This window comes from Flavobacterium gelidilacus DSM 15343, from assembly GCF_000422685.1.
GTDB classification, from domain to species: Bacteria; Bacteroidota; Bacteroidia; order Flavobacteriales; family Flavobacteriaceae; genus Flavobacterium; species Flavobacterium gelidilacus.
In genome coordinates this window covers 492,444-504,334 of record NZ_KE383903.1, presented here as the reverse complement: position 1 = coordinate 504,334, position 11,891 = coordinate 492,444, and the positions used below count along the sequence as shown (strand labels likewise).

Genomic DNA, 11,891 nt, shown 5'->3' with positions numbered 1-11,891 from the left:
TAATGAAGAAAGTTTTTCTATTCGCATTTCTTTCAGTGCTTTTTGTTTCTTGTAAAACAACTCAATTGACTTCCAACGCTAAAGCTTCAAAAGGAGTAAAAGTTGAGGAAATTGTAAAAGGGCACAACGATAATTTTAAAGATTTTTCTACGTTAAGTATAAGAACAGATGTAAAATATCAAGACATTAAAAACAGACAATCAATTAGTGCCGATATTAGAATTAAAAAAGATGAAATAATCTGGATTAATATTAAGTTTTTAGGATTTCCAGTAGCAAAAGCATTAATTACTCCAACAAAAGTGAGTTATTACGAAAAAGTAAACGGCACTTATTTTGAAGGTGATTTTATTTTATTAAGCAACTGGTTAGGAACAGATTTGGATTTTGAAAAAGTTCAAAATTTATTGTTAGGAAAAGCTTTAGATGAAATTTCGAAAGAAGTTTTTGTGTCTCAAATAGTTGAAAATATGTATCAACTTTCTGAAAAAAAACCAAAAGACATAAACAAACAATATACTTTCGAAGCCGGAAAGTTTTTATTAAAAAAAGAACTTATTAATCAAGTTTCAGCTGAAAAGAGTTTAGAAATTAATTATATTTCTCACACACTTATTGATGATCATATCTTTCCCAAAGAGATGAAAATTAAAGCAAGTCAAAAAAATGAAGTTTCAATAGATATAGAATATAAAAAAGTTGAAATCAATCCTGAAATAACTTTTCCATTTTCTATTCCAGATGATTACGAACAAGTTGAGATTAAAAAACAATAATAGATGAAGTCAAAAATAGTTATTATAGCATTCCTTTTATGTAGCACATTAAATTGGGCACAAATTTCTAAGCAACAAGAATTAGAAGCTAGGAAAGAAAAAATTATAAACGCTATTCTTCAATACAATGGTTTACTTAATATTGAAAAGAAGAAAGAAAAATCAGTCTTAACAGAAATAAAGGAGAAAAATGCTAGGATTAAATTAAGTCAAAGTTTGATTACTACTAATGAAACTCAAGTCAAATATATTGCAAACGACATATCTAAAAATCAAAATTTAATTAAAAGTCTAACTAAAGAGTTAGAAATATTAAAAGCAGATTATGCGAGTATGATTGTAAAAGCATATAAAAGTCGTTCACAAAGTAGCAGGGTTATGTTTATATTGTCATCGCAAAATTTTTATCAAGCCTATAAGCGAATTCAGTATATGAAACAATATGCGGGTTTTAGAAAATCACAAGCAGAAGAAATAAAGATTAAGCAACAAAAATTAAATCAAGCAATTGTAGCTCTAAAGTCTAAGAAAGAACAAAGAGAAAAAGTAATAGCCCAAACAGCTAAAGAAAAAGAAGAGTTAGAAAAACAAAAACAAGAAAAAGAAAAGCTTGTTAAGGTAATTCAGAAGGATAAAAAGAAGTACACAGCTGAGATTGATAAAAAAGAGAAAGAAAAAAGAGATATAGACAGACAAATTAAAAAGACTATTGCTGATGCAATTGCTGCAGCCAATAAAAAAGCAGCAGAAAAAGCTAAAGCAGAAGCAAAAAAGAATAATTCAAAAACAACAACAACGACAAGCACAGTAAAAACAACACCAGTTGCAAGCAGTACAAGTAGTTCTAAATTCATTTTAACAGCAGAAGGCAAAGTAGACTCAGATAATTTTAAAGCCAATAGAGGTAAATTACCACTACCGGTAGAAAAAGGATATATCTCATCGCCTTATGGTGATCATCCTCATCCAGTTCATAAAAACTTAACTATACACAATAGTGGTATTGAGATTACTGCAGAATCGGGTTCATATGCAAGAGCTGTTTTTGGAGGAGAAGTAACGCAAATACAAGTAATTCCGGGTACTAATAAGAAAATTGTGTATATACTTCATGGTGATTTTTTCACCATCTATCAAGATCTTGATACTGTATCTGTTTCAACAGGTGATAAAATTTTAATTAAACAAAAAATAGGTAGAATTGTAACAAATTCAAGTGGAACTGCTACTATGAAATTTTTCATTACTCAGAATACTACAACTTTAAATCCATCCAGTTGGTTGAGTTTATAAGAATAAAAAAAGAGAGCAATTGCTCTCTTTTTTTATTATGTAAATAATGCTTTTAATTCCGTAGCATCATGAGGTTTCATTTTACCAGCTAAGACTAGACTTAATTGTTTTCTTCGCAAAGCACCTTCGAAACGTTCTTTTTCTATATCTGATTCAGGTACAACGGGAGGAACTTGTACAGGTCTTCCAGAATCGTCAACTGCTACAAAAGTATAAATAGCTTCATTCGCTTTTGAACGGTTTCCGCTTTCTCTATCTTCTACCCAAACATCAAGATAAATTTCCATAGAAGAATTAAAAGATCTTGATATTTTGGCTTCAACAGTCACAACACTTCCTAAAGGAATAGATTTATTAAAAGCCACGTGATTAACGCTTGCAGTAACCGTAATTCTTCTACAATGACGTCTTGCAGCTATACTTGCCGCTCTGTCCATGCGGGCTAACAATTCACCACCAAACAAATTGTTTAAAGGATTTGTTTCGCTTGGTAATACTAAATCAGTTAAAATAGTTAAGGATTGCGCAGCTTTTCTTGGTTCCATTCTTTTTTTTGGCAAAGATAAAGGAAATAAGATATTTTGAGCTTAAAATGTTGTTAAGAAAAAATTAATCAATTAACAACCAAGCTTGATTGTTAGACGAGTTTCTCACGCTATCTAAAAAGGATTTTGCTTCACTATATTCAACAAAACTTTGAAAATAAACAGGATTCATTCCATTATTACTTTTTGGACCTAATTCAGCTTTAAAACCTTTTTGAATTAAATCAGCGTAAGCGTTTTTAGCGTTTTGTTCACTACTAAAAACTCCAGCCACAATATGATAAGGGTAGTTTTTTGTATTTTCTTCAACTGCAATATTTACTTCTGGTAAAGGAGCGCTAATGAAAAAAGTAGCTTCTTGAATTTTATCTTGTACTTTATTTTGAACAGATTTTTCAACTAATAAAGTCTCTTGTTCAATTTTAGTATCATAATATTGTTTATAACCAAAAGTTCCAGCTAAACCAAAAAACAAAACAGCAGCCGCAGCATATTTTAGGTAAGAATAATTTTTCTTCTTTTCTGGAGTGAAAATTATTGGTGCAACTTCTTCTAATTCTTCCACAATTTTTTTCAATTCTTCTCTTTTAATTGAAGGTGAAATAAAGTTGGATAAACCAAAAGAACTTGTTAGATAATTAGTGTTGTTGATAGGCTCAAAAAACCAAGTCATTTCACTAGAAAGTTTAATGTTTCCAATGTTTTCAATTGAAAGTGTTTCTCTAGTTCGTAATTTTTCCATCCAAGAATCAACCACATTTGAAATAGAAATAACAGCTTCTTCGTAACTAATTTTTTCTGTTAATGAAATATGATTAGCCAACAATCCATCATTATTCTTAATATTAGCATTAAAAGAAACAACTTTTGAAGGTGGATTGAATGTAACAGCACTACCATTAAGCTGTGCAGACTGAATTTCGGTTAAAAAAGCACCAAAACCAGGAACTGTAACGCATTGGTAACGATACAACAAAGAAGATATGTGTCTGTTAATATTCATAGTAGCAAAGAAAAAATTTTATGGCATTAAAGCAAAACTTATCAGACTATATTTATTAACATTTACTAAAGTTTTTTACAAAATGTTTATTAACAATGTGTTATAACTTAAAAAAAATATTTATTTTTGAAGCCAATTTATTTATATGAGCCAAACAGAATTATTTTATGCCTTATCCTTACTACAAGTGGAAGGAGTTGGAGATGTCATGGCAAAGAAACTCATTAATCAATGTGGTTCTGCCGAAAACATTTTCAAAGAGAAAACAACAACGCTTCAGAAAATCGATGGTGTTGGAACTATTTTAATTAAAAAACTCAAAGACAAATCTATCTTTGATAAAACTATAGCTGAATTAAAGTTTATTGAAGATGAAAATATCCAAACCTTATATTTTCAAGATAAATTATATCCAGAACGATTAAAACATTGTATTGATAGTCCTTTAGTTTTATTTCAATCGGGAAATATTGATTTACAAAACCGAAAAATCATCAGCATTGTTGGAACAAGACAAATTACAAGCTATGGAACAGAATTTTGTAGAAAATTAATCGAAGATTTAGCACCATTAAATCCTATTATCGTTAGCGGTTTTGCTTATGGAGTTGATATTGTAGCTCATCAAACGGCAATGGATTTAGGATTGCAATCAATTGGTGTTTTAGCACATGGTTTAAACCAAATTTATCCAAAAGTTCATAAAAAATATGTTGCCAAAATGGAAGAAAATGGTGGTTTTATAACTGAATTTTGGAGTACATCAAATCCTGAAAAGGAAAATTTTGTAAAAAGAAATAGAATCGTTGCAGGAATGTCTGAAGCAACAATTGTAATTGAAAGTGCCGAAAAAGGAGGCTCATTAATCACAGCCATGTTAGCCAACGATTATAACAGAGATGTGTTTGCTGTCCCAGGAAGAACTTCCGATAAATTAAGTCAAGGTTGCAATAACTTAATAAAAACCCAAAGAGCCAACTTACTAACTAGTGCAGCCGATGTAGTTTATATATTGAACTGGGAAATTGAAAAGGATAAAAAAACTAAATCGGTACAAAAACAACTCTTCGTAACTCTTGAACCTGAAGAACAAAAAGTTTACGATTACTTATTAAATAAAGGAAAACAAGAAATGGACATAATTGCTTTAGAATGTGATTTTCCTATATTTAGAATTTCATCCATTTTATTAAATATGGAATTAAAAGGTGTCGTAAGACCTTTGCCAGGAAAATTGTTTGAAGCGATTTGATTAAAATTTATCAATAATGTACTAACTTAGTGCAAAAGTTTTTTAATCATGTATACCTTACCAAAAATTGAACGTTTTAACCAAAATGTTGCTTCAAAATATAATATCTATAACAGTGTTTTTATCACTTTACCTTTTGATGAAATAGACAATACAGGTGTTTTATTGCCTTTGTTTTCTGAAGTTTGTCAAAAAGGGTTTAAAAACAGTCAAAGTCCAGAAGAGATTTTTGATGCTTTTGTTGCTAAATATTTAGATAATCCTACACAACAAGAAAAGGAATCGTTAATGTTTCGTTTTATTCAATATATCGAACGTCAAGTGGTGCTTTTTGATGCGATTGAAGACGCTGGTTTTGCAGTTGTAAACAATTTAGAAGGGAAAGGTTCTTTGCGTGATATGAAGGAAAGTGCGGAACAAAAAAACAAACAAGAAGAACTTAAAGAATTTCTAGAAAACTTTAAAATCAGAACGGTTTTAACAGCACATCCAACTCAATTTTATCCTGGTTCTGTTTTGGGAATTATTACAGATTTGACTCAAGCCATTAGAGAAAATGATTTGCATTCTATAAAAGAATTATTAGCACAATTAGGGAAAACTCCTTTTATTAAACAAGAAAAACCAACTCCTTATGATGAAGCTATTAGTTTAATATGGTACTTAGAAAATGTGTTTTATGAAACGGCTGGTGCCATGATGCAATACATTCAGAAAAATATTTTAAAAGGTGAATTACCCAAAAATGACATTCTAAATTTAGGATTTTGGCCTGGAGGAGATCGAGATGGAAATCCATTTGTAACGACAGAAATTACTTTAAAAGTTGCAGATAGATTAAGATCTTCTATTTTAAAAAATTATTATACTGATATCAGAAATTTAAAAAGAAAATTAACTTTCATAGGTGTAGATACTATAATCGCTGATGTAGAAAACAAATTATATCGTTCCGTTTTTTATTCTCAGGGTGAAATTTTTATCAATTTAGAAGAATTGAAAGATAAATTACTGCAAGTCAAAATGTTGGTTGCAACTAAACATCAATCGCTTTATATAGATGAAATTGACTTATTATTGAATAAAATAAACTTGTTTGGATTTCATTTTGCGACTTTAGATATTCGCCAGAATAGTAGAATTCATGCTCGTGTTTTTGACGCAATTGTTTCAAACAAGAAAACGATTTTCCCAGAGAATTATCAAGACCTTTCAGAAGATCAAAAACTGCAATTTTTATCAAATGTAACATCAGATTTAGAAGAAAGTGACTTTGAAGATGAAACAGCAAAATCAACAATAGGTTCTATTCTTGCCATGAAAACTATTCAAGAAAGTAATGGAGAAAAAGCTTGTAATCGTTATATTATTAGTAATAATGAAAGTGCTTTACATGTTTTTGAAACCTTAAGCATGTTTCATTTATGTGGTTGGCAAAATCCTACGGTTGATATCGTACCACTTTTTGAGTCTGTTGAAGATTTGGAAAAAGCGGATAAAGTCATGGAACAATTATATACAAATCCAACGTATGCAAACCATTTAAAAGCAAGAGGAAACGAGCAAACTATAATGTTAGGTTTCTCTGACGGAACAAAAGATGGTGGTTACTTAATGGCCAATTGGGGAATTTACAAAGCTAAAGAAGCACTAACAGCAATTTCAAGAAAATATGATGTAAAAGTGATGTTTTTTGATGGTCGTGGTGGACCACCTGCTCGTGGTGGAGGAAAAACCAATAAATTCTACGCTTCACTTGGACCAACTATTGAAAACCAACAAATTCAATTAACCGTTCAAGGACAAACCATTAGTTCTAATTTTGGAACCTTAGATTCTTGTCGTTATAATTTAGAAAACTTATTAAGTGCTGGAGCAAGTAATCAAGTATTTACGAAGAATGAAAATGAGTTGACTGCTGATGAAAAAGTAATTCTACAAAATCTTTCAGAAATCAGTTATCAAAAATACGTTGATTTTAAAAATCATGATATGTTTGTGCCTTATTTGGAACGAATGAGTACGCTGAATTACTATGCCAAAACAAATATTGGAAGTCGTCCATCGAAAAGAAATGCTTCGGATAAATTAGATTTTGCGGATTTACGAGCGATTCCGTTTGTAGGATCTTGGAGTCAATTGAAACAAAATGTTCCCGGATTTTATGGTGTTGGAACCGCTTTGAAAAATTATGAAGATAATAACGAATGGCAAAAAGTTTCAGATTTATACAACAACTCCTTATTCTTTAAAACTTTGATTGAAAATAGCATGATGGCTTTAAGCAAATCGTTCTTTCCCTTAACAGCTTACATGAAAAATGATAAAGAGTTTGGAGAATTTTGGCAATTGATTTACACCGAATTTTTAGAAACAAAACGTTTGTTATTAAAACTTTCAGGCTACAAAGAACTAATGGAAAATTATCCAGACGGAAAAGCTTCTGTAGAACTTCGTGAGAAAATTGTTTTACCACTTTTAACCATTCAACAATATGCTTTATTAAAAATTAAAGAGTTAAAAGAAAGCGCAAATCCAGATGAAAAACAAATTGCTATTTATGAAAAAATTGTAACGCGTTCTTTATTTGGGAATATTAATGCTAGTAGGAATTCGGCTTAATAGAAAGCACTTCGACAGGCTCAGTTTGACATTTATGTAATCAATTGGCAATAGGTGAATATGAAAAACATTATTTCTAATTTACGATGTAACAATCGAACTCCGAGATGTCAGTCTGAGCTTGTCGAAGATGTTTTTTTAATATCCTTCAATTGCCGTTGGCTTTAGCCATCGGAATAAAATGGTAACAAAAAAAAAGGCTTTAGCTAAAATATTAACTAAAACCTTTTAATTTCATATTATAATTTTCCCATGGTTGAAACCAAGGGCAATTCGTTTAATATCCCAATTTCTCTCTAACTCTTTTTAAAACTCCATTAGCAACAATACTTGCTTTTGCAGCACCATCTAACAATAATTTATCTACTTCTTCTGTGTTGTTGATGTAGTAATTATATTTTTCTCTAACGGTTGCAAATTTCTCTACAATTAATTCAAAAAGAGCTTGTTTTGCGTGTCCGTAACCATAATTTCCACCTATATAATTGGCTCTCATTGCTTCAATTTGTTCAGGAGAAGCTAATAATTTATATAACGTAAAACAGTTACAAGTATCAGGGTTTTTTGGTTCTTCAAGCGGTGTGCTATCCGTTTCAATTCCCATGATTTGTTTGCGTAGAGCTTTATCATCTAAAAATATATTGATATAATTATTTGCCGATTTACTCATTTTTCCACCGTTTGTTCCAGGAACAATCATAGTGTTTTCATCGATTTTTGCTTCAGGTAAAACAAAAGTTTCTCCCATTTGATGATTAAAACGTGAAGCTACATCGCGAGTGATTTCTAAATGTTGCAATTGATCTTTTCCAACAGGAACTATGTTTGCATCATATAATAAGATATCAGCAGCCATAAGCATTGGATAAGAAAACAAACCAGCATTTACATCTTCTAATCTATCAGCTTTGTCTTTGAACGAATGCGCCAACGTTAAACGTTGAAAAGGAAAGAAGCAACTTAAATACCAAGATAATTCAGTGGTTTGTGGCACATCAGATTGACGGTAAAAAGTCACTTTATTGACATCTAAACCACAAGCTAACCAAGCTGCAGCAGTGCTATATGTATTTTGACGAAGAGTTGCTCCATCTTTAATTTGTGTAATGGAATGTAAGTCAGCAATAAATAAAAACGATTGATCATCGCTTTTTTCAGTCATTTCGATTGCAGGAATAATTGCACCTAGTAAATTTCCTAGATGAGGTGTTCCAGTGCTTTGTACACCTGTTAATATTTTTGCCATATTGTGTTGAATTTACTTGTTCTGATTTTATTTCAGAATTTAAGTATATGTTCTTTTTTACAAAAGTAAGGTTTTGTATTAAGATTTAGAATGTATGGTTTAAATTTTATTTTGTTTACTTTTGAAATCACTTTAGAGAAGCCCAAAACACAAATCCCTAACCCTGATAGGAACGGCATCCTTTTTTGTAAAAAAAAGATAGAGTGGATAGCAGGTAAATGATTGATTAAAATACCAAAAGTTTGGTTACAAATATTATTAAATGAAGATTTTTAAAATACTATTTTGGGTGCTTTGGCGTGTTTGGTTTTATATTTTAATGTTTATTCCAATATTGGTTATGCTACCTTTTTTGGTACTATCAATTCTTAGTGAAAAAACGTATCCTATATTTTTCTTTATGGCCAGAATTTGGGCTAGATTCATTTTATTTGGAATGGGATTTTATTATAAAATCGAAAGAGAACAAGAATTTGAAAAAGGTAAAAGTTATATGTTAGTTGCTAATCATACTTCAATGACCGATATTATGCTGATGCTTGCTGTTGTAAAAGACAATCCTTTTGTTTTTGTTGGAAAAGCTGAATTGGCTAAAATTCCATTGTTTGGATTTTTCTATAAACGAACTTGTATTTTGGTAGATAGAAGTAATAGTAGAAGTCGTTTTAAGGTTTTTGAAATGGCTCAACACAAGATTAATCAAGGATTGAGTGTTTGTATTTTTCCAGAAGGTGGTGTTCCTGATGACGAATCTATTGTGTTAGATGAATTTAAAGATGGAGCTTTTAGATTAGCCATTGAACATCAAATTCCGATTGTACCGATGACATTTTTAGATAATAAAAAGCGCTTTTCATTTACTTTTCTGAGTGGAACAACTGGAAGAATGAGGGTAAAAATTCATTCTTTTGTTGAGACGAAAGGATTGAAATTAGTAGATAAAGCAGTTGTTAAAAAGCAAGTTAGAGAAGCAATTTTAAAAGACCTTTAAGTCTTATATAAAATAAAAAAGCACTCGTGGCTAGAGTGCTTTTTCAGTTTCATCTTTAAAAAAGTATGAAACAACTTAACTAAATTTTTAACCAAAAAATTAGAATTTATAAGATAATCCGGAATATAACCCTATGAAATAAGGTTTAATATTATTTGAGTTATCAGTATATGTATTGAGTTGATATTTAAACATTGGGTTTATGTTTGCTTGAAATGATTTTAAAAATGTATAACTAAACCCCATACCAAAATTTGTACTATAATGAATAGAATTTAAATTAGTAGCAGAGCCTATTTCCATGCTCATGTCATTAGAAACAATGGAAACATTGTTATTGTTTAAAAACAATGTACTCATTCCTCCGATTAGATTTATACTAAATTTTTTATCCAGTATCATGTAACTTAATTCTAAAGGAATTTCTAAATACCCTAATTCTTGACTTAATTCTCCGCTATACTTTATTAATTCACCACCATAGAAATCGATTTCTTTTAGATCATCTGGTAGTTTGTTTTCTATATTTATTAAACTACCTCTTGTGTTTCTACTTAAATTATCAATAGTTGAGGGATTATTTCTTTGATAAAACAAGATATCTTTTGTATTGGAATTAAAATTTAAGGTGTTTACCCCAGTTCTAATACTTATTTTATTATTTATTGCAAAAGAAATACCTAAGCCATAACTAAGGTTTGAGTTATAACCCTTGTCATTAGAGTCAAATTTAGTGTCAAGTGTTGAGGTCTTTGATGACGAATTAAAATAAACGGGCGAAGCATTGCTACTTACCGCCCATCTATTTTGCATCTCTTTTTCTTTTTCCTCAACATTTTTTCCCACCTCTTTTTCTTTAAGCAATTGCTCTAATGCATTAACTTCTTCAGAAATTTTTGCAACTAGAGAACTATCTTGAGTTTTGTTATTAGCTGATTTTTCAGAAATAGCAGAACTTTTTTTATCTTTTAATACACCATTTATTTTATCAAAATCAATTTTGTTTTCAGATAAATTTGAATCTTTATTTTTGTTGTTATTATTTTCAAATACAATAACATTAGGTTTATTATCTTCTAAGCCAACACTATTGTCTTCGGTTATTTGATTAGATTTTTGTTTATTTTTAATGTTGTTTTTTAAAACCGAAACTAAATTTTTAGATGTTTCTACTAATATACTTTTCTGTTTTTTATTGAATGAGTTTTTACCTTGCGTTTCTTCTTTATTAATTGAATTATTAGGATTTGTACTGTTTTTATTTCCAGATAGCATTACACTTTCATCTTCATTTGATAACTCATCAGGCTTAATAATTGATTTAATAATATTTTCCTGATTATTTTTATCAATAGAATTACTGTTTTTTTCTACTGTTGAGTTTTTAGGATTAATAGAAATAGAATCAGTATTAAAATAAGTATACATATAGAATCCTAATAATAATGATGCTGCAATACCTGAAGCTTTAAACCAAAAAGGAATGAGTCTTCTTTTCTTTTTCTTTTCATTTAATCTAGCTTCAATGTTGTTCCAGGCCATTTCTGGAGGTGCAACTTCAAAGTCTTTAAACTTTTCTTGAAATAAACGTTCTATGTTTTTTTGTTCTTTCATTTAATTTTTGGAATTGACATTTGATTGTTCAATTCTATTTTTTCTTTCAATATGGCTTTTGCTCTTGCTAAATTAGATTTAGATGTGCCAATATTTATGCTTAACATTTCAGCAATCTCTTTGTGTGAATAATCATCCATAACATAGAGGTTAAAAACAAGTCTGTAACGATCAGGTAACTCTTGAATAATGCGAGTTAAAAAATCTAATGTAATATTTTCTTCTTCAGATTCTACTTCTACTTCATCTGGATAATTTTCAGAAACAATTTCAAATATATTTTGAGTTCTGTATTGTTGTAAAATATAATTTATTACAACTCTCTTTGCCCATCCTTCAAAAGAACCTTTGTGTTTGAACTGATGAATTTTGTCAAAAAGCAATAAAAACCCTTCTTGTAAATTGTCTTGAGCCTCTTCATAATTTCTCGAATACTTTAAACAAACAGCAAATATTTTAGAAGACAATAGTCTATATAGTTGCTCTTTTGCTTTAGTATTGTTCTTAGTACATTCATGTATGAGTTGCTCTATTGACAAATTATATTTA

Annotated in this window: 10 protein-coding genes; 5 read left to right on the top strand and 5 right to left on the bottom strand. The window is 29.8% G+C overall.

Translation table 11 applies throughout. The annotated features are described in order from the left end of the window. Positions 1-2: 2 nt before the first annotated feature. Together lolB1 and G507_RS0112005 are read left to right on the top strand one after the other, a co-directional pair. Complete coding sequence (gene lolB1, locus G507_RS0112010; RefSeq protein WP_026717707.1) at positions 3-776, top strand: lipoprotein insertase outer membrane protein LolB1; 774 nt, start codon at positions 3-5, stop codon at positions 774-776. A gap of 3 nt (positions 777-779) precedes the next feature. Continuing rightward, on the top strand, positions 780-2,069 hold the full coding sequence (locus tag G507_RS0112005; protein ID WP_026717706.1) for a murein hydrolase activator EnvC family protein: 1,290 nt from the start codon (positions 780-782) through the stop codon (positions 2,067-2,069). Between the two features lie 35 nt (positions 2,070-2,104). Here G507_RS0112005 and G507_RS0112000 read toward each other — a convergent pair whose 3' ends face one another. Then, entirely contained in the window at positions 2,105-2,614 is a 510-nt protein-coding gene (locus tag G507_RS0112000; RefSeq protein ID WP_026717705.1) for an acyl-CoA thioesterase, read from the bottom strand. 64 nt (positions 2,615-2,678) lie between these two features. Beyond that, the gene (locus G507_RS0111995; protein WP_026717704.1) at positions 2,679-3,617 is read right to left on the bottom strand and encodes an HU domain-containing protein; all 939 of its coding nucleotides are present in this window, start codon (positions 3,615-3,617) and stop codon (positions 2,679-2,681) included. A gap of 145 nt (positions 3,618-3,762) precedes the next feature. Here G507_RS0111995 and dprA point away from each other — a divergent pair, with 145 nt between their 5' ends. Both dprA and G507_RS0111985 read left to right on the top strand, forming a co-directional pair. Further along, positions 3,763-4,869 carry a DNA-processing protein DprA gene (dprA, locus tag G507_RS0111990; protein ID WP_026717703.1) on the top strand — a complete coding sequence of 369 codons (1,107 nt, stop codon included), beginning with the start codon at positions 3,763-3,765 and terminating at the stop codon, positions 4,867-4,869. A gap of 48 nt (positions 4,870-4,917) precedes the next feature. Beyond that, the gene (locus tag G507_RS0111985; RefSeq protein WP_026717702.1) at positions 4,918-7,491 is read left to right on the top strand and encodes a phosphoenolpyruvate carboxylase; all 2,574 of its coding nucleotides are present in this window, start codon (positions 4,918-4,920) and stop codon (positions 7,489-7,491) included. Positions 7,492-7,768: 277 nt separating this feature from the next. Here the strand turns inward: G507_RS0111985 and trpS are convergent, their stop codons facing one another. Continuing rightward, on the bottom strand, positions 7,769-8,737 hold the full coding sequence (trpS, locus tag G507_RS0111980; RefSeq protein ID WP_026717701.1) for a tryptophan--tRNA ligase: 969 nt from the start codon (positions 8,735-8,737) through the stop codon (positions 7,769-7,771). Between the two features lie 262 nt (positions 8,738-8,999). On the opposite strand from trpS, the gene G507_RS0111970 reads away from it, so the two are divergent. Beyond that, positions 9,000-9,728: a lysophospholipid acyltransferase family protein gene (locus G507_RS0111970; protein ID WP_026717700.1), complete on the top strand. Its 729-nt coding sequence runs from the start codon at positions 9,000-9,002 to the stop codon at positions 9,726-9,728. Positions 9,729-9,827: 99 nt separating this feature from the next. On the opposite strand, the gene G507_RS0111965 is transcribed toward G507_RS0111970, so the two are convergent. After that, positions 9,828-11,342, bottom strand: coding sequence for a hypothetical protein (locus G507_RS0111965; protein ID WP_026717699.1), 1,515 nt, complete (start codon positions 11,340-11,342; stop codon positions 9,828-9,830). Beyond that, positions 11,339-11,881 (bottom strand): RNA polymerase sigma factor, encoded by a 543-nt coding sequence (locus G507_RS0111960; RefSeq protein WP_026717698.1) that lies wholly within the window; start codon positions 11,879-11,881, stop codon positions 11,339-11,341. The genes G507_RS0111965 and G507_RS0111960 overlap by 4 nt, the downstream gene beginning before the upstream one ends. Positions 11,882-11,891 lie beyond the last annotated feature (10 nt).